At 54.4% G+C, this 19,122-nt stretch carries 17 protein-coding genes and 1 tRNA gene; 13 read left to right on the top strand and 5 right to left on the bottom strand.

Features of this window, described 5'->3' with window-relative positions:
* The first annotated feature begins 384 nt into the window (after positions 1-384).
* From C5Y83_RS30060 to C5Y83_RS08255, 4 genes are all read left to right on the top strand, one after another.
* On the top strand, positions 385-4,092 hold the full coding sequence (locus C5Y83_RS30060) for a preprotein translocase subunit SecA (protein WP_105329205.1): 3,708 nt from the start codon (positions 385-387) through the stop codon (positions 4,090-4,092).
* Positions 4,093-4,250: 158 nt separating this feature from the next.
* Positions 4,251-5,564, top strand: coding sequence for a 3-deoxy-D-manno-octulosonic acid transferase (locus tag C5Y83_RS08245; protein ID WP_105329206.1), 1,314 nt, complete (start codon positions 4,251-4,253; stop codon positions 5,562-5,564).
* A gap of 258 nt (positions 5,565-5,822) precedes the next feature.
* Positions 5,823-6,956, top strand: a complete 1,134-nt coding sequence (gene metK / locus C5Y83_RS08250) for a methionine adenosyltransferase (RefSeq protein ID WP_233207183.1) — start codon at positions 5,823-5,825, stop codon at positions 6,954-6,956.
* A gap of 99 nt (positions 6,957-7,055) precedes the next feature.
* Positions 7,056-7,937: a hypothetical protein gene (locus C5Y83_RS08255; protein WP_105329208.1), complete on the top strand. Its 882-nt coding sequence runs from the start codon at positions 7,056-7,058 to the stop codon at positions 7,935-7,937.
* Positions 7,938-7,960: 23 nt separating this feature from the next.
* Here C5Y83_RS08255 and C5Y83_RS08260 read toward each other — a convergent pair whose 3' ends face one another.
* Positions 7,961-8,443: a hypothetical protein gene (locus C5Y83_RS08260; protein WP_146117710.1), complete on the bottom strand. Its 483-nt coding sequence runs from the start codon at positions 8,441-8,443 to the stop codon at positions 7,961-7,963.
* Positions 8,444-8,731: 288 nt separating this feature from the next.
* Here C5Y83_RS08260 and C5Y83_RS08265 point away from each other — a divergent pair, with 288 nt between their 5' ends.
* From C5Y83_RS08265 to ruvX, 3 genes are read left to right on the top strand one after another with little or no spacing between them, the layout of a single operon-like run.
* Positions 8,732-10,123, top strand: coding sequence for a UTP--glucose-1-phosphate uridylyltransferase (locus C5Y83_RS08265; RefSeq protein ID WP_105329210.1), 1,392 nt, complete (start codon positions 8,732-8,734; stop codon positions 10,121-10,123).
* Between the two features lie 11 nt (positions 10,124-10,134).
* Entirely contained in the window at positions 10,135-11,211 is a 1,077-nt protein-coding gene (locus C5Y83_RS08270) for a mannose-1-phosphate guanylyltransferase (protein WP_105329211.1), read from the top strand.
* 11 nt (positions 11,212-11,222) lie between these two features.
* Positions 11,223-11,699, top strand: a complete 477-nt coding sequence (gene ruvX, locus C5Y83_RS08275; RefSeq protein WP_105329212.1) for a Holliday junction resolvase RuvX — start codon at positions 11,223-11,225, stop codon at positions 11,697-11,699.
* An 11-nt stretch (positions 11,700-11,710) separates the two neighbouring features.
* Here ruvX and C5Y83_RS08280 read toward each other — a convergent pair whose 3' ends face one another.
* The gene (locus C5Y83_RS08280) at positions 11,711-12,988 is read right to left on the bottom strand and encodes an MFS transporter (RefSeq protein WP_105329213.1); all 1,278 of its coding nucleotides are present in this window, start codon (positions 12,986-12,988) and stop codon (positions 11,711-11,713) included.
* A 149-nt stretch (positions 12,989-13,137) separates the two neighbouring features.
* Between C5Y83_RS08280 and C5Y83_RS08285 the strand changes: the two genes are divergently transcribed.
* Together C5Y83_RS08285 and C5Y83_RS08290 are read left to right on the top strand one after the other, a co-directional pair.
* On the top strand, positions 13,138-14,418 hold the full coding sequence (locus C5Y83_RS08285) for a phenylacetate--CoA ligase family protein (RefSeq protein ID WP_105329214.1): 1,281 nt from the start codon (positions 13,138-13,140) through the stop codon (positions 14,416-14,418).
* A gap of 4 nt (positions 14,419-14,422) precedes the next feature.
* Positions 14,423-14,749 carry a gamma-butyrobetaine hydroxylase-like domain-containing protein gene (locus C5Y83_RS08290; protein WP_105329215.1) on the top strand — a complete coding sequence of 109 codons (327 nt, stop codon included), beginning with the start codon at positions 14,423-14,425 and terminating at the stop codon, positions 14,747-14,749.
* A gap of 8 nt (positions 14,750-14,757) precedes the next feature.
* On the opposite strand, the gene C5Y83_RS08295 is transcribed toward C5Y83_RS08290, so the two are convergent.
* The 3 genes from C5Y83_RS08295 to C5Y83_RS08305 all read right to left on the bottom strand — a co-directional run bounded on the left by C5Y83_RS08295 (position 14,758) and on the right by C5Y83_RS08305 (position 16,281).
* Positions 14,758-15,438: a hypothetical protein gene (locus tag C5Y83_RS08295; RefSeq protein WP_105329216.1), complete on the bottom strand. Its 681-nt coding sequence runs from the start codon at positions 15,436-15,438 to the stop codon at positions 14,758-14,760.
* A gap of 175 nt (positions 15,439-15,613) precedes the next feature.
* Positions 15,614-15,877 (bottom strand): hypothetical protein, encoded by a 264-nt coding sequence (locus C5Y83_RS08300; protein WP_146117711.1) that lies wholly within the window; start codon positions 15,875-15,877, stop codon positions 15,614-15,616.
* Between the two features lie 143 nt (positions 15,878-16,020).
* The gene (locus tag C5Y83_RS08305) at positions 16,021-16,281 is read right to left on the bottom strand and encodes a hypothetical protein (RefSeq protein ID WP_105329218.1); all 261 of its coding nucleotides are present in this window, start codon (positions 16,279-16,281) and stop codon (positions 16,021-16,023) included.
* Between the two features lie 312 nt (positions 16,282-16,593).
* On the opposite strand from C5Y83_RS08305, the gene C5Y83_RS08310 reads away from it, so the two are divergent.
* The 4 genes from C5Y83_RS08310 (at position 16,594) to C5Y83_RS08325 (ending at position 19,113) form a co-directional block, all read left to right on the top strand.
* Positions 16,594-16,679 (top strand) — tRNA-Leu (locus tag C5Y83_RS08310).
* A 49-nt stretch (positions 16,680-16,728) separates the two neighbouring features.
* Positions 16,729-16,941 (top strand): hypothetical protein, encoded by a 213-nt coding sequence (locus C5Y83_RS08315; protein ID WP_105329219.1) that lies wholly within the window; start codon positions 16,729-16,731, stop codon positions 16,939-16,941.
* A gap of 544 nt (positions 16,942-17,485) precedes the next feature.
* Positions 17,486-18,505 carry a DUF1559 domain-containing protein gene (locus C5Y83_RS08320; protein ID WP_105329688.1) on the top strand — a complete coding sequence of 340 codons (1,020 nt, stop codon included), beginning with the start codon at positions 17,486-17,488 and terminating at the stop codon, positions 18,503-18,505.
* Positions 18,506-18,636: 131 nt separating this feature from the next.
* Entirely contained in the window at positions 18,637-19,113 is a 477-nt protein-coding gene (locus C5Y83_RS08325) for a hypothetical protein (RefSeq protein ID WP_105329220.1), read from the top strand.
* The last annotated feature ends 9 nt before the right edge of the window (positions 19,114-19,122 follow it).

Below are 19,122 nucleotides of genomic sequence, written 5' to 3' on the forward strand. Positions count from 1 at the left end.
AACCCCTCGAATACGAAACCACTTCACCACCGGTGATCAATTCGTAACCTGTTGCCCCTGAAATGCTTCTAAAGGGGAAGAGAAAGCATGTCTCTGGCCCCCTAGCCAGTTCCCGTATTGGCCTGCCGATGGGAAGGGCTAAGAAACTTCGTAGAAACTACGCTAGCTGGGCAAGGGAATTCCGTGTTAGGGCGAATAAGATGATATCGGGGCGCGTTCCCCTTCGGCCCTCAAGCGCGGTTGACCCCCTTGGCCAATCCCTATAATCTACGAGATGGGAAGGGTTTGCGCGCACGCTTCCGTTGTGGCGGTGTCTACAAAAAAGGTCTTGTTTCGCCCCAACGTGTGCCACTAATTCTCCTCCTCCTCAGGTGAAATTCAGCGATGGAGATATTGGAACAGATTTGGGAAAAGATCAGCCTGTTTTTTGGCGGTCTACTTAGCGGCTTTGAACGGCTGATCACGTCAGCATTCGGTTCGTCTAATGCCCGATATATTAAAAAGTTACAGGGACTCGTTGATGCCATCAACGAGCTGGAACCGAAGTACGAAACCCTCTCGGACGACGAACTTCGCGACCAGACTCGGCTGTTCAAGCAGCGACTGGCATCGGGCGAGACTCTCGATGACATATTAGTTGAGGCGTTTGCCGTCGGCCGCGAGGCTGGCAAACGTTATCTCGGCATGCGGCACTACGATGTCCAGCTCATCGGCGGCATCGTGCTCCACCGGGGTAGTGTGGCCGAAATGGTCACTGGTGAAGGTAAAACCTTGGTAGCTACCTTGCCGGCATACCTCAACGCGATCGAAGGCAAAGGGGTGTTCGTCATTACGGTGAATGACTACCTCGCACGCCGCGATATGGAATGGATGGCACCGCTCTACCGAGGCCTGGGCCTGACGGTCAATGCCATCCAAAACGATATGTCGGTCGAAGCTCGTCAGCAAGCTTACAGCTGCGATATTACTTACGGTACGAACAACGAATTCGGCTTCGATTACCTCCGCGACAACATGCGTCCCGCCGCTCGCGGTGACGAACGCTTCCCGAAGCATTACCAACAATCGCAAGGCCGTTTGCACTACGCGATCATCGACGAAGTCGACAATATTCTGATCGACGAGGCGCGTACCCCGCTGATCATTAGCGGTCCAGCTAACACCAAGAATGAAAAGTACGCCGAAGCGGACAAGATTGCTCGCACGCTCAAAAAGGAAGAGCATTTCGTCGTCAACGAGAAGGATCGTACGGCTAACCTGACCGAAGATGGTGTCCGTACCGCCGAACGTCTCGCTGGGGTGGAAAGCTTCTATACCTCCGGCAACATGGAATGGCCACACCTGATCGATAACGCCCTGCGCGCGCACTACCTGTATCAACGCGACGTCGATTATGTGGTGGAAGACGGCAAAATCATCATCGTCGACCCTCACACCGGTCGTAAGATGGATGGTCGTCAGTGGAGCGACGGCATGCACCAGGCCGTCGAAGCGAAGGAAGGGGTCAAAATCAAGGAAGAGACCCAGACCCTCGCAACGATCACGCTGCAGAACTTCTTCAAGCTGTTCGACAAGCTGAGCGGTATGACCGGTACGGCCATGACCGAGGCGGGCGAGCTCTGGAAGATCTACAAGCTGGATGTGATCGCCATTCCGACCAACCGCGAGATGCAGCGTATCACCTACACCGACGTCATCTTCATGACGGAAAAGGAAAAGTACGAAGCCGTTGCCGACGAAATCGAACGTCACATCAAGTGGGACGTCGTTATGTTCAAGAACGGCGACGAACTGTGGGGCGACATCGTTAAAGAGAACGACGATTCGATCGAATTCCAGGCCAAGGGCCAAAAGCAACCCACGAAGATCGACCGTAGCAAGATCAAAGCAGTCCAATACAAAGGACGCCCCGTTCTGGTCGGTACCGTGAGTATCGAAAAGAGCGAGCGGCTTTCGCACCTGCTCGACAAACGCGGTATTAAGCACGACTTGCTCAATGCGAAGCAGCACAAACGTGAGGCCGACATCGTCGCCCAAGCTGGTCGAATCGGATCGGTCACCATTGCCACCAACATGGCCGGTCGTGGTACCGACATTATCATGGGCGGTAACCCAGAAACGATGGCGTGGGCCCAACTGCAGCACAAGTACGCCACACGCTTGGACGTACCGCAGGAAGAATGGGACGCACTGGTCAACGAGATTGAACAGCGCGAACAGATGAAGCCGATGGGCAAGAAGGTCAAGGAACTAGGTGGCTTGCATGTCATCGGTACCGAGCGCCACGAATCCCGTCGTATCGACCTTCAGCTTCGCGGTCGTTGTGGTCGTCAGGGTGACCCAGGTAGCTCGCGATTCTTCCTCTCACTGGAAGATGACCTGATGCGGATCTACTTTGGCGATTGGGCGAAGAACTTCATTCAACGCATGCCCGCCGCGATGCGGCCGCAACCAGGCGACGCCATCGAAAGCCGCTTGATCATGCGTCGTATCGAAGGTGCCCAAAAGAAACGCGAAGAACAGAACTTCGAGGCGCGTAAGAATCTGCTCGAATATGACGAAGTGATGGACGAACAGCGTAAGCGCGTCTACGGCTTCCGTCAGCAAATCTTGGAAGGTGGCGACAGCCGTGACCTGATCATGGACATGGTTCGCGAACAGATCGAGTATCACGTTCGCATGTTCATGGAGAAAGACTTCGGCATCGATACATTCGCCAAATGGGCAGGTAGTGAGCTTTCGTGTGAGCTAAACAACCGAGATCTCCGTGGCATGGATTTCCCTGCCGCCGAGCAGTTCGCACGCGATCAGGCTGAACGTGCCGCGGCATCGAACATCATGTCGGCAATTGACGAAAACTTGCCCGACAGCGAAGACGAAAGCGAGTGGAACTGGGGCGCAATGGCCCGCTTCGCGAACAGCATGTGGAAGTTGAACCTCAACGACCGCGAGTTGAAGAAAGTAGGCCGAGATCAGGTCGATGAATTCCTGATCGAGAAGGCCCGCGAAGCGATTGCCAAGGTCGACCTCTCCGAAGGTGAGAAGTTCCTCGATAAGGAATTCGGCCTGAAGACGCTCAGCCATTGGTGTCGTTACAAATTCGGTTTCGAACTCGACGTCGACCAACTACGCGACAAGTCTCCTGCCGTTGTCATCGATCAGGTCTACGCCAAGGGCGTGGAAGTATACGACCGCAAAGAAGCGGAATACCCGGTTCTGACGGGCTTGTATAAGTTCAGCGACAAGAGCGGTGGCCACTCGCGTTTGGATCGGGATGCCTTGTTGGCTTGGGCTTCGGGACGTTTCGAGACCAATCTCGACGCCGAGGAGTTCAAGAGCAAGCAGCGAGAAGAGATTCAAGCGATGCTCATCCCACTGAGCGAACAACATAAAAAGGTCGCCCTCGAAAAGATGAAAGCCGTTCACGACAAGGTTGAACAGCTGTACGAAGACAACTCGGACAGCCAGACGTTGTCGGTGATCAGTGGTGGCAACGGCCAGATGAGCTCACTGACTGCCTGGATTCAGCAGAACATCGATGCAACGATCCCTGCTGACGAGCTAGAACAGTTCGACAAGCAGCAGTTGGAATCGCGTTTGATCCGCGAAGTCTACGAGCGTTATCGCCCAGAAATGACGCGGATGGAACGCAGCGTTCTGCTAGAACTGATTGACAACGCTTGGAAAGATCACCTTCTGGCAATGGATCACCTGCGATCGGCTGTCAGCTTCGTCGGCTACGCTCAGGTCGACTCCAAAGTCGAGTATAAGCGGGAAGGTATGCGACTGTTCGATCAGATGTGGCGAAGTGTCGGCGAACGCGTTACCGACCTCGTCTACAAGATCGAAAGCCTCAACGAAGAGTTCGTTAGCTCGACCTGGAAGGAATCGGAGGCTCGCCACGATTCCGCTGCTTCGATCGGCGACATGGCCCAACAGCAGGAAGAGGCGATTAACAACTCGCAAGGCGAAGTAGAAGTGACCGCACCGATTCGTAACGTGGGTGAAAAGATCCATCGTAACGATCCTTGCCCCTGTGGCAGCGGCAAGAAGTACAAGGCTTGCTGCATGAAGCAAGAACAAGCTCGATAATCCCGAAAGCACCTTACCGAGGTACTTTATAGCGGCCTGCTACCTAGGCGTGATCTACACTGGGTAGCGATAGGGCCATTTGCTGAAGCAACGGACTTTGCTTCGATCGACCATCAAGCGATTGCTCAACAAGAGCAATCCCCTGGACGGATCCGCCGATGATCTCTTGGCTGCTCAATATCGTCTACCTTACGCTGGTCACCGCTGCGTTTCCCTTCTTGATGTGGTCCGCGATCACCAAAGGGAAATACCGGGAAGGCTTCTCGGAAAAGTTTCTAGGCAAAGTACCGTCGCGCCCCGTAGGTTCTTCACAGCACTTATGGCTGCATGCCGTGAGCGTCGGTGAGGTGAACTTACTGGCTCCGCTGATTCAAGCGATTCGCGGGGAACATCCGGCAGCAACGTTCCACATCACAACGACCACCAAGGCCGGTTACGACCTGGCCAAAACCAAATATGCGGATCACACGGTCAGCTACGCACCGCTCGATTTCTCTTGGGCGGTTGCCTCAGCCTATCAGCGAATCCGTCCCGATGCTGTCCTGTTGGCCGAACTGGAATTGTGGCCAAATGTAATTCGCTTTGCGCAGCGATACGATGCCCACATTGCGATCGTGAACGGTCGACTCAGTGCGAAAAGCCACCATGGCTATCGCCGCATCCGCTGGCTGGTCGGTCCCCTGCTCCGCAAACTCGACTTGATTTTAGCCCAGGACGAAACCTACGCCGCGCGGTTCCGCGACCTAGGTGCCCACGCGAACACCGTTCAAGTCACCGGCTCGATCAAGTTCGATGGAATCACACCTAATCGCAACAACCCGCAGTCGCTCGCCTTCGGCGACTTGGCCGGCATCCAAACGGACGACCTCGTCTGGCTGGCTGGTAGTACGCAGACCGGCGAAGAGCCGATTGTTCTCGCTGCATATCACCAAGCCCGACAGAGAATTCCCAACCTGAAGCTACTGCTCGTTCCTCGTCATCCCCATCGCTTCGACGAGGTCGCCCTATATCTGGAAGCTCAGGGCGAAACCTTCGCTCGTCGAAGCCAGCTAACCAAGTCCTTAACGGCCAATCATCCGATCCTGCTGATCGACAGCGTGGGTGAGCTTTCGGCCTGGTGGGGCCTCGCCGACATCGCTTTCGTTGGAGGTAGCTTAGGAAATCGGGGCGGGCAGAACATGATCGAGCCAGCCGCTTACGGGGCAGCGGTGGCCGTCGGACCGAATACGTGGAACTTCAAAGATGTTGTCGAGCGGTTACGGGCGGCCGAAGCGTTAACCGTGATTCACGACGCGGAGAGCCTGGCTCACTTTGTCATCCAAGCCGCATCGGATAGCAGTTGGCGTTATATTCAGGGACAGCGAGCCAAAGACGTTGTGCTTGAGCAACAAGGCGCCACAGCACGAACTGTTGACGCTCTGAGGCCACTTCTCGAGCAACCTACGATTGTCAAATTTCGCTCGGCGGCCTGAGGTCGTGACGCTGTAACCATGGCCAGCTGTTGAATCTGTTCCCGCCAACCACCAGATAGCGGCAAATCGGCTTTTTTTGGCCTATTTACCCGGTTGTTCGCCTTCTGCCCTTGTCCCTATAATGCCCTACTCGCCCTTGGTCTCGGGCCATTAGTTGGCGTGTTCCTATCCCGCTCCGTGCCCGTGTGCCGGTCTGTATCTCAGGAGAGTTTAACGGTGGCTTCTGGAAAGTATTTGTTCACTAGCGAATCGGTCAGCATGGGTCACCCGGACAAGATGGCTGACCAAATCTCGGACGGCATTTTGGATGCCCTGCTTGCCGAGGATCCTCATAGCCGCGTTGCCTGCGAAACCATGGTGACCACGGGCGTTGCAATTGTTGCTGGCGAAATCACGACCAAGGCTCGTATCGACTATCAAGACGTCATCCGCCAGGTCATCCGTGACATCGGTTACACCAGCGACGACATGGGCTTTAACGCCGATACCTGTGCTGTGATGGTCACCCTCGATCGCCAGAGCCCAGACATCGCTCAAGGCGTCAACGACGACTCGGCCAAAGGCAAGGAAATCGGCGCTGGCGACCAGGGCTTGATGTTCGGTTACGCTTGTAACCACACGCCAGAATTGATGCCGCTGCCAGTCGCTCTGTCGCACCGCATCTTGAACCGATTGACCGAAGCTCGTCAGAACGGCGAAGTCGATTGGCTGCGTCCTGACAGCAAGAGCCAAGTGACCGTCGAATTTGATGGTGATCGTCCGGTTGGGATTCATACGGTTGTCGTTTCGACGCAACACTCCGACACCGTCGACAATGCCACGATCAAAGAATTCGTCATCGAAAAGGTTATCAAGCCGGTCCTGCCGGAAGAGTTCCTTGATGACGACATCATCTACCACATCAACCCAACCGGCAAATTCGTCGTCGGTGGTCCGATGGGTGACTGCGGTTTGACCGGTCGTAAGATCATCGTCGACACCTACGGTGGTTGGGGTCGCCACGGTGGTGGTGCGTTCAGTGGTAAGGACTCGACCAAGGTCGATCGCAGTGCTGCTTACATGGGCCGCTATGTTGCTAAGAACATCGTTGCCGCTGGCCTGGCCGATCGCTGCGAAGTGCAGTTGGCTTACGCAATCGGCGTGACCGATCCGGTCAGCGTCCACATCGACACCTTCGGCACCGGCAAGATCGACGACGAAAAGATCTCGGATCTCGTCGTGAAGACTTTCCCACTCTCCCCCGGTGGAATCATCGACTACCTCGACCTGCGTCGCCCGATCTTCCGCGCAACCGCGGCAGGCGGTCACTTCGGGCGCGATGAATTTCCATGGGAAAACACTGACAAAGCGGAAGAATTGGCCAAAGCTGCCGGTATCACGGTTTCCGCCTAATCACGGCCGAAATCAATTCCGCATTGCGAGAATCTGGGGTTCCTGTCACACTTCGCGACAGGAACCCTTTTTCATGCGCCCCCCTGGGAAGTCGTTGGCATGGATCGCCACCAATCGCCTGTATCGCCGGAACTTAGCAGCATTTTTCTCTCTTTGGCCTGCGGTGGAACTGCCCTGCTAGCAACCGTTGCTTTGGCCGCTTGTGGCGTTCGCTTAATCTGGCCGGAAGCGGAACCACTGCCAGCCGCCGCATCGCTTTCGATTGCCCTGCTCACGGCCGCCTGGTGCGCGTCAATTCGCGCCGCATGGCTCGCTGCTTCCCCGCAGAAATTTGGGAACAAGCTTCATGCGCTAATCGCAGCAATACCTTGCTGTTCGGTAATCCTCATCGCTCGCTCGGTCACCTTTTATCCTGTTGGCGAATTCGCCACTTTTCTTCTGTGGTTTGCAACGCTCGCTCAAGAAGCGATTACGTTATCACTCTTCATTTCAACGCTCGGTGGCGACACGATCAGCCAATGGCTTAGTCGTGTTACGAATTCCACCGAAACGCAGCCAGCGGAATCATCGGAAATTCAACCTATCGTACCAATGCCGATCTCGACGAACGACTTCCTCTCAGAAGAGGAAGACGAAGAACAAGAAATGAGGCTGGCCGATCATGTGACCCAGCAACTAACGCGGGCCATCGAAGCGAACCAGGAACAGATCCACGGCTTGGTCCGGGCGACCTTCACGCCGGGGCAGCGACATGCTTATCTGCATATCGGCTTTTGCCCTCCACTGCCCTCGGTTCCACAGGTTGAACTGCATCAGCTCGAGGGAGAGGAAGTTCAGATCAAAGCTGGGCAGGTTCTCACCAGCGGGGTTCGCTTCGACTTGAAACTTCGCGAAGCCTCAATCGAAACGCGGTTGCCTGTCTTCGAGTTCTTAGCAACCAGCCCAGTTGATGCGGCCGAGCAATTCCGTGAAGCATGCTAACCTAGCGTGCCTAACAGAAGTTTCTACTTAAATTCACGAATGTAGTTCGGGTTCAGCAAGACCACCAAGGCAAACACGGCGTACCCGATCTGAACAAGTCCCACGGGACTTAGCGAGAGAAGCGATAAGATTCCCAATAGCGCGGAAATGACGGCCAACACAATCGTGAGAATGCGGCCCCATTCGCGGAATTTCTGCACGCCGAAGCCTGCTATGAGTGTCAGTAGACCGACTAATGACGTCACCCCAGCGATGGCTAAAATCACGGCGGAAGCAATCCCGATTCCAACCTTCGCTTCAGGATCGATCTGCGGACTGTTCCCCATTTCAGCGAGCACAAAACTCATCGCTCCGCCCCCGAGAACGCCAGTACACACGCCACATGCCAGGCACATACCGCCAAAGACGTAATTGATGACTGCCACGGCCATCACCAAGCCGCGACCGTTATCGCCGCTCTGTTGCGGCTCTGGAGATCGAAAGGGATCATTGTCGAAATTAGCCATGTGTGCCTGCCCTTGATAACCCTTAGCCAACCAACGTTTGGCCATCCATCAGCCAGACGATTGGTTCGTAATCGGCCAGCGATTCTATCACGTGCTTCGCTAAAGCTTCAATCTTCTTAGCCCTGCCCCCCGTCGATCAAGAATTTTAGGGGAACTTTGCCCTAAGTTCGCTCGTTCTGGCCATTTAGGCCCTTGGCTTGCTTAAGTTACCTTGTAACTCAGAATACGTTCTCAATAATTGACGTTCAGCCAGCGGGCAGAGCACCAATCAAAACCCAGGAGAGGAAGATGCCGTCACTTCAGGATCTCGTGAAACAGCTTAACGAGGCCGGCCAAACCGAGATGGCCCAGTATCTCGCCGTGTGTGACGATGCGATTGCCGAGAAACTCGGCGAACAGTTAGCCGCAGTCGATCTGGCTGAATTATCCGAGTTGGCTGGTAGCGATCAGGAAGAAGCTCATCGCGACTACACCAAACTCGTTCCGCCCAAGGCCGTGCGTTTGAAAGAGCAAGACGCGGCCAAACTTGGCGAAGCACGCAAAGTGGGTGAAAAGTTGCTGGCGGAAGGTAAGGTTGCCGCCCTATTGGTGGCCGGCGGTCAAGGCTCACGTTTGGGGTTCGAGCACCCCAAAGGAATGTTCCCCATTGGTCCCGTCTCGGGAAAAACACTGTTCCAGATTCACCTGGAGAAGATCGTCGCTCGTAGCCGTCGGTACGGCAAGACAATCCCGCTGTACTTAATGACCAGCCCAGCAACTCACGCCGAGACGATTGAATTCCTCGAGAAGCACGATCGCTTCGGCATGGCCGAGCAGGACCTTCACATCTTCTGCCAAGGAACGATGCCGGCCATCGACCTAGAAACCAAGCAGCTTCTCCTGGCCGAGCCCGATCAACTTGCCCTCAGCCCCGATGGCCATGGCGGGATGTTGGCCGCACTGAAAAAGAGTGGCTGCCTGGACGATATGACCAAGCGTGGCATCGAGCAGATCTACTACTTCCAAGTCGACAATCCACTGGCCGATGTCTGCGAACCTGAATTTATCGGCCTTCACCACTTGGCCAACAGCGAGATGTCGACTCAGGTGGTTGCCAAAAAGCTACCCGAAGAGAAGCTAGGTATCCTGGCCGAACTCGACGGTCAACTCCAGTTGGTGGAATACAGCGAACTCCCAGCCGAGCAAGCCGCCGAGACGATCGAAGACGGTACACTGAAACATTGGGCCGGCAATATTGCTGTGCACGGAGTGAAGGTCTCTTTCCTCCAACGCATGGCCAGTGAAGCAGGTAGCCTGCCGTGGCATAAGGCAATCAAGAAGATTCCATTCGTCTCGCCAGCCGGGGAAACGGTTTCGCCAGATTCGCCGAATGGAATTAAGTTTGAGCGATTCATTTTTGACTTGCTTCCAAAGGCGCAAAACCCGATGGTAGTGGAGGTCGATCCGGCCCTTCGTTTTGCCCCCGTAAAGAATGCCGATGGTGCTCCCTCGGACACGCCTCAATCGGCGATGGATGCCATGTGTGCGATGCACCGAGCCTGGTTGAGCGAATGTGGCGTCGCCTGCGACGCGAATCGCAAAGTCGAGATCGGGCCACTGGTAGCCTTAGATTCCGGCGAACTGAAGACAAAGCTAGAAGAGAATCCGAAGTTGGCCGAGGCCGAACTGATTGATGCTTAAGGAGAGCTAGTATGCTGCACGCAATCGTGATGGCCGGAGGATCCGGCACTCGATTCTGGCCGGCTAGTCGCAACGACAAGCCGAAGCAATTGTTGAGCATGACGGGTGGAGCCACCATGATCCAAGCGACTTGTGATCGCCTAGGTGACTTGGTCCCACCTGATCAGCTTTACATCTTTACCGCGCAGCACCTGGTCGAGCCGATCAGTGCTCAATTGCCTCGTGTACCGGTGAATTCGATCGTAGGCGAGCCGTACAAACGAGATACGGCTCCCTGCATCGGTCTGGCCGCATTTTTAGTGCAGAAGAATGATCCCGACGCGACGATGGTCGTCATGCCGTCGGACCATGTCATTTCGCCAGAATCCGTATTCTGTGAAGCGATTCAGGCGGCGGTGGACCTGGTCGATGTTCAGCCGGAGCGCATTGTGACCTTTGGGATTCGTCCTACCTATCCTGCGGAAACTTTTGGCTACATCGAACGAGGCGAGGCACTCGACGCGTCCTCAATCAAAGCATTTCAAGTGCTTCGCTTCCGGGAGAAACCGAAAGGGGAAACCGCAAAGCAATACTTCGAGTCAGGTCAGTTCTACTGGAACGCCGGCATTTTCATTTGGAAAGCGAAGACCGTTCTTGATGCGTTGAAAAAGCACGAGCCGGAGATGTATGCTCATCTGGAAGCGATTGCCCATGCGTGGGGCACACCTCAGCAAGCGAAAATCTTCGATCACGAATTCAATGCGATCCAGGGCAAGTCAATCGATTATGCCGTGATGGAACACCACTCGGATATTGTTGTGGTCGAAGCTCCGTTCAATTGGGACGACGTCGGCAACTGGCAAAGCATGGCCCGGCTACATGGCCAGGATGATTCGGGCAACACGCATCTCGGCGATGTGTTGGCTCTCGATAGTGAAGACTGTATTGTACGCAGCGAGAGTGGTCATCTGATTGTCACCCTTGGTACCAAGCAGTTGATCGTGGTCCACACACCGGACGCGACACTTGTCGCGGACAAGTCACGGGAAGAGGATATCCGCGACGTTGTGAAGCAATTGAAGGAAGGCGACCTGGAGCGATTCTTGTAATCGTCACGTCTATGAGCAATCCGCTTCCTTCGATTCCCGAAAAAGGCCGCATCGCCGCGGTCGACTATGGAACTGTGCGGATCGGTGTCGCAATCACCGATCCCGAACGCATCTTGTGTAGCCCGTTGGAAAACTACAATCGACGCAGCCCTTCCAAAGATGCTCAGTACTTTCGTGAGCTTGCAGAACTTGAAAGGATTGTACTCTTCGTCGTTGGCTTGCCTGTCCACATGAGTGGCGACGAAAGTCAGAAATCTTACGAGGCCCGGCAGTTCGGCAAGTGGCTCTTCGAGACGACCAACGTTCCGGTGACCTTCTACGACGAACGCTTCACCACGAGCATGGCGAAAGACTTGCTGCAGGAAGCAGGACTCACCAAGAAGCGCCGGAAAGCCCGACTCGATATGCTTTCTGCCCAGATCTTGCTAACCGCATTCCTGGAAAATCCGGACCGATCGCTGGGTAGTATTGCCGGGCTCGAGGACTGATCGATACGAAGCTATGCTTCGGAAGCGTGATAATCTTTACCGCTGCGTGAGGCAACAATGACCAGCAGCAATCCCAGCCCCATAATGGCCGCAGAAACGGCAAATGGAGCGAGGATGTTCAGCTTCAGCAGAGGAATTCCCAAGCCAGAGCCAATGATACGAGCGAGGGAGTTGACGCTTTGCCCGATCCCTAGAATGCCCCCCTGTTTATCAGGGTCGCTTCGCCGTGAGATGAACGAATTGAGCGATGGCATCATGAAACCGAAGCCTCCCACCACGATTGCGAGGGCCCCCAAGAGAAGTCCGACCGATTGATCCTGCGTCGCCTTCAAGATCAACAGCATGCCAACCACCATCAGTATGCAACCAGTCGACGCCAAGACTCCTTCGCTGACCTTGCCGGCAACACGTCGAACGATCCCGCCCTGCACCAATGCCAGTGTGAAACCGATATACGCATACGTCAAACAGACCTGGCCAAAGGTGAACGCAAACGGATGTTCGTGCCCAGGCGTGTTTTCGGTGCCTTTCAGCAGCATCGACAAAGTCGTTTCGAAGTTGGCAAACGAAAAGACCACCACGAATAAGGAAATCAGCAGCAGTCCCACTGAAGGAACCGACAACGCATCACTAAGTCCCTTCAGATTGAAGTTATGCTTGGCGGCGGATGGACTGTCGGACCGAATGCTCTCGGGAAGCTTAAACCACGCCAGGAGAAGTGCGACCGTCGAAAGGCCTGCGGCGGCGTAGCCGGGCCAAGGCCCTGGGTCTCCGGTTCCACTCGGCACGGCCAGATAACCGAAGAGTGGCCCAAATGTGAACCCGAGTCCGAATGCCATTCCAATCAACGCCATCCCTTTGGGGCGTTCCTCCAGGGATGTCGTATCTGCGATGTATGCCTGGGCCGTCGAGATGGTCGCCCCTGCAATCCCAGCTCCGATTCGGGAAATGAAGAGCAGTGTCATCGACTGCATGGTCGTCGCGATACCGAAAAGCGTGTAAAAGACGACGCTGCCGGCCAGCCCGATCATCAACACCGGTCGACGGCCAATCCGGTCGGAAAGACGCCCCCACATCGGAGCAAAAAGGAACTGCATCGCCGAGAAGCTGGCCATCAACAAGCCAATCTCTAAACCAGATTCGTCGACCACGAACTGATCGGCGTAGATCGGCAATAAGGGTAACACCATGCCGAAGCCCAGCAGATCGATGAAGACCGTCAAGAACACAATTCCACGTGCCGCACGGTTCTCGGGATTGGCTACAGGTGGGACGGTGTCTGACGACATGAAAATCTCCGGCGGGTAGTAGTTATGGCTAGAAAACCGTCCATCTTACTCGGAATCGCACGTGTTGCGTTAGGTGGGTTGGCATCTCGCTTCTTATCGATCTTGCTGCCCGACTGGTTTCTGCGCAATTGACCTCTTATGATTCAACCATGGAATCAACAATCCCAGCACAGCGTTCATCGCTCCGTTGTCTTAGCCCAGAAAACCTGGCCGGTCTTCAGCTGACCAAGCTGAACAAGATGCTGGCTGAGGTCCTGCCACATAATGCTTTTTACGCCGAAAAGTTTTCAGGCTGGAATCTGCCCCTGAATTCGCTCGACGAGCTGTCGCAGTTGCCCTTCACCTTCAAAGACGAACTGATCGGCAAGCACGAAAGCGGCGATCTGGCCAACAACCGCACTTATGGGGTCGAACAGTACGTTCGCTTTCACCGCACTAGCGGGACGCGCGGACGGCCGATGGTGGTGCTTGATACGGCCGCTGACTGGCAGTGGTGGATCGAGGCTTGGCAGTATGTTCTCGATGCGGCTGAGATCGATGCTGGGGATCGTTGTTTCTTCGCGTTCAGCTTCGGTCCGTTTGTCGGGTTCTGGAGTGCGTTTGATGCCGCCGCCGCGCGAGGATGTCTGGCCATTCCGAGTGGGGGACTGAGCACCGTCAGCCGGCTTGAGCTCATCCAACATAGTCAGGCCACAGCGGTTTTCTGCACGCCAACCTATGCCCTTCATATGGCCGAGGTCGCTCAGCAAAATCATATCCATCTTGCAGAACTAGGCGTTCAGCGTTTGGTTCTCGCTGGTGAACCAGGTGGTTCGATCCCAGAGATTCGTGACCGGATAGAAACGGCTTGGAATGCCAAGGTAATCGATCATAGCGGCGCGACCGAGATTGGCCCTTGGGGCTTTAGTGACGAGCAGCAATCTGGCGTTTACGTGAACGAGGCATTCTTTTTGCCAGAGTTCATTTCGCTCGATACCGGTACTCCGGCGGGTGAAGGTGAATTATCGGAGTTGATCATCACCACGCTCGGACGCAACGGGAGCCCGGTGATTCGCTATCGTACCGGCGATTTGGTACGTCCTCGTTGGAATACCCCCAGCCCTTGTAACTTTGTCTTGCTGGAAGGTGGCGTCTTGGGGCGCACGGACGACATGCTGATTATTCGCGGCGTGAATGTCTTTCCGACCTCGATCGAGCAGATCTTGCGTGGTTTTCCCGAAGTGGTCGAGTACCGACTCACCGCGGTAAAACGGGGCGAAATGGACGCCATTTCCGTCGAAGTCGAAGATCGCAAGCAAGATCCCGAACGTATCGCCCACGAACTGAATCTGCGATTGGGATTGAAAGTCGATGTGCATCTTGTCGACGCTGGCACTCTTCCCCGCTTCGAGGGAAAAGGACGTCGCTTTGTGGATGCACGAAAGGATTAATCGAATGTCGCCTCAACCAACCGCACTCGCATTGCTACCAGATGGTCGTCTTCGTATCGACTGGAGTGATGAAACGATTCGCGCCTATCGCCCTCGCGATCTGAGAGAAGCCAGCCCAGACGCCGTGACGCGCGAGAAGAAGTCTCATGTAGCCGAACGTCCTGCAAACGAGCTAACCGTTTTGAGCCCTGCCGAGATGGCTCCTTTGACCATTCAAGGCATGCAGCCGGTCGGTCATTACGCTTACCAGATTGTCTTCAGTGACGGCCACGATTCAGGTATCTTCACCTACGAATACCTGTACCAACTCGGCGAACCGCTCGAAACGTAGTCGACGACTCAGATGTCGAGATCGAAGTAGAAGTCGTGCAGGAAGGTGTCGACAAAGTTACCATGCATGTAAACCTGCACACATACGGCTGCCAGCAAAAAGAGGCCGACAGCCAATAGAAAAATCCCGTAAAGGTTGGTTGATTGTTTCTCGTGCTGGCGCAGCTCTTTTACTAGCGCCAGTTCCAGTTGTCGCCAGCCGTTGAAGTCTTGCCGTGAACCAACCGACTTGATTTGCACGTTGCGCGTTCCGTAATCTTCTTCCATGATCAAATGCAATTGCATTGTTGGCAGAAACAACGATTCCCCTGCCCAACGGGCGGCGGGATCGAGACTATCGGCTACCTCTCTTAGGAGCGGCCGCATGTTCTTAATGGTGGTGTTATAGGCGATGATTCGAGGGCGGCTGATCAAGATGACAAAGGTGACCAACAGAAAATAAAGGGTCAACATGATCACCCAGGCGTAGCCACCGTAGGCTCGAATCGACCAACTTGGCATCATTAAAGCCAGAGGGCCGATCAAAGCGAGACCACTGAGCCCAATTGACAGCGCCAACGCATCGCGCCCGCCTGAAGTAATGAAAGGGCTACGACGCAAATTGATGAAGCCAATCAACAACAGATAAGCCGCCAACGGGCAGATCGCGATCGCCAATCGTACCGGGTCACCTGTTAAATCACTTGCCATACCTGAGTCCTAAACAGTCGGATCGTGAGGACTTATTCTAGGTTGCAAGCGTGGACGAGGTCAATTGACGGCGGCATCCCAGCCAGCAGCCCGCATCCTCATCGGCAAGTGGGGAAAACCTTGACGGTTCCACCACTTGCTCTGTGCGGCAGGCAAGGTTGCCCCAAAAAAACAACTACGCAACCAGCTCGACGTTGTAGATGCCGTGCTCTTTGCACAAACGATAGACATCGGCTAGATGATCAAAGCGGCAGGCAGATCCTGCAAAGATACGGACACGCGTGTTACCGCAGAAGGCACCGCCGCACAATTTGGCAAGCAGTTCTTGCAGACTCACTTGATTCCCGTCGACGAACGTTTTGCCCATCGGGGATAACACCACGTCCAGTCTTTCCGCCGCGGACGTGCCAGTACGATTAAAATGTCGAGGTGCGATCATCGTCTTCGCTCGCCAATCCTCAAAAGGTCAAGTTGCCAATGTGATGTAGGACCCAAAGTTTGCCTGCGAAGTTCACGCAGCTTGCCCGCGATTGTCACTTCGTTTCTTTGGGCTCTGTGCCTACTGCATTTGCCATGCCAAAACTAATAATTTCGACGTAGGACCTGTCCTTCGATGACTGTCGGTCGAACTCCTTGTTCCCTGGAACGTTGTTTCTGAATCACCCGGCCTCCGAAGAGTGTCTCGAAGATCGAGCGAACCGCCTCAGTTGCCATCCTGGCCAGCAGCATCATCGCCCCTACGATCGCCATCAGTAAGGTCACCCCAATCGCCACAAATGCGGCAATAACGGCAGCAACAAGCCACAACATGGTCTCTACGACACTGATCTGTCGGTAGTTCATGTTTCTAGACCTCTTTCTTGAATCCCAGACGAGCGATGTGTGAAGTTATGATGCTACTTCGCGGGAATCGTTTCAGTCTTGGACAAAAAGTCAATCTAGATGCTGGATAGCAGCACGAAAACACGTCGATAAGTACGTGTCGTTTCTAACTTTGTGCTTAATCCACTTGTGATTCCGATCGACGGGTGTCACAATGCGAACCAGCCAAGTGCCACTAATATAACCCCGTTGGGGTAGTCTGGGTTGCACGCGGGCAAAAAAGTTTTGCCCGCTGTAAATTTACCTTGACTAACCCCTTGAATATTCCACTCAGGCCGAGTGGCGGAATTGGCAGACGCACAGGACTTAAAATCCTGCGATGGGTAACCATCGTGCGGGTTCGATCCCCGCCTCGGCCACCTTTTTCTTTTCGCTTTCCACCGTAATCTTTGCGAACGAGCATCACTCGTGAAAAGCGTTTCAGCTGCGGTTATCGTTCTTTCAGGGGCCGTCATGTTCGTTGGAGGAGCGTTTCGTTCCACCTACGATATTGGAATCCTTCTGATTGCCTTTGGTAGTATTTTGGGCGTCATCGGAATGCTTGTCTGGTTAGCCACGGTTTCTGAAGAATTGCAGCGTATCGTTTTGTTCTTCAGCGGCGGCAGGTCGTCCGAAGATTAGAGTTTCCCCTGTCAACGATCGTCGAATTTCCTCTACGGCGACCAGTTTCCTCTCTATTGGGTCAATTGCTGGTCAATGCCAGCATCAACGCGATCTCATTTCGAAGCCTTGATCTCGATAATGTTTCGCTACGGAAAGTCCGCATCTAGTTTCTGGCCGTGAATCCGTTTCCCGGTAACCCGTGCGCGTCCCTCACTTCGCACCATTCGTAGCGGCAAACTCCCCAAGCGACGCGCCAATGTGATCACACAATGATCACCTAATTCTATCTCAATTTGGCAGCAATCTTTGACGGTCTACGCAATCCGTGACACCTGCGTTGTTTGACGTCGAAGTTGCGGCAGCCAGGGCGAAGGTGCCTGTTTTGGTTGCGACAAATCTTCGCCACTCCTTTCACCACGATTCACCTGTTGCTCATGAACTCTTCATGAGTTCACGAAACAATCGCTCGCATCAAATCGATCCGTCGTTTCCTATCAATCTCCCAGTGAAACAAAGCACATTCGACTTCCTCTGTTTCGATTGACTCATTTAAGGAATTATCATGTCTAAGCCAAGAGAAGGCTTCACCCTCGTCGAGTTGTTGGTCGTGATCGCGATCATCGGCGTGTTGGTTTCCTTGCTACTGCCTGCAGTACAACAAGCTCGTGAAGCTGCACGCCGCATGTCCTGCCAGAACAACCTGAAACAGATCGGGCTGGCACTTCACAATTACAACGATACCTATCAGCGACTTCCGGTCGCCATCTGGGGAGCAAACCCCAAGCTTGGTGAATCATCGTCGTTTGATGACGACGGATTCGGTTGGATGGTTTCGATCCTGCCGTTCGTTGAACAGTCGGCTCTGTACGACCAGCTTGATGCTACGGTGAAGCTCGGTACACCGGGCGCGTTAGAGCTTTACAACGATGCTAACGGAAACAACCCAATCCCAGGTGGCGAAACAGTTCTATCGATGTATCGCTGTCCCAGTTCCGCATTACCAGAAGTGGTTCCTCCCACTTGGGGCATTCCCGGTACGACCGGCGGCATGGCGACGAATCACAGCCAATCGATTGGCTACGCCGTCACCGACTACAAAGCCGCAGGCGGAAGTTGCTACGGCGATGACGGTGCAATGCATAAGCTGTGGGAAAGTGTGAACGATAATGGCTCCGTCGGACGTCGCTTTGCCGAAATTACCGATGGCCTTTCTAACACCATTCTGGCCGGCGAATCGTCATACGTTTCCAGCAGCAGTAGCTGGCGTGGTTACCAAGGGCCTTTCCCAGTCGATGCCAGTAGCGATGAAGTCGACGACTGGCCGGTTTGGATCGGCGGTGCTGGTACCGATGAGGGAACCCGTATCAACGGACGCACTAACTCACCGATCAACTGTCGGTGTAGCGTTAGCAAAATGATCTCGGCGATCAACGATGATTGTGCATTCAGTTTTCACCCTGGTGGTGCCCAATTCATCTTCGGTGATGGCTCGGTCCACTTCCTGACCGAGAACTTATCGTCCGACGTCTATTGCAATCTGCACTCGATTCGTGACGGCCAAGTCTTAGGTAACTGGCAATAGTTACTGGTGATCTTCCCAATCAATCTTCAACCTTGCCGAACGGCGCGGTGACGTTCGGCAAGGTTTGTTGTTCCGCCATTCGTTCTTCCAACATTCCTGGGCGATTGCCCGCAAGAAATCGGAACCCGTACATGAAGTATCAAATAGCAACAATGCTGCTGACCCTGTTGGCCGTCAGTGGATGCGGAGGAGATGGTCTCGATCATTTCCCGACAGCGAAAACGGAAGGCACGATTGTTTGCGAAGGCAAACCGGTCCCTTTCGCGATGGTTTATTTCGAGCCGCTGCAAAACCCCAACAGTACCACGGCTGATGTCGGCAAGCCGGGCTTCGATATCGCTGACGAGAATGGGCACTTCGTGCTGTCCACTTACGGTACAGAAGATGGGGCAGTCGTCGGCAAACATCGCGTTCGCGTCGACCCACCAAACAGCAGCAAAGTCCCTCCTGGTTGGTCATGTCCTTGTGAAATGAATTCGAACGTCGACGTAACTCAAGTCGATGTCACCGAGGGAGAAAACAGCTTCGAGATCGCTCTGAAAAAACAGACGAAGCGATCGAAGAGTGCCAAGCCGCCCGCCGATGCCGACGACTACAACGACGATTAATTCGACCAT

The sequence above is a fragment of the Blastopirellula marina genome (genome assembly GCF_002967765.1).
GTDB classification, from domain to species: domain Bacteria; phylum Planctomycetota; class Planctomycetia; order Pirellulales; family Pirellulaceae; genus Bremerella; species Bremerella marina_A.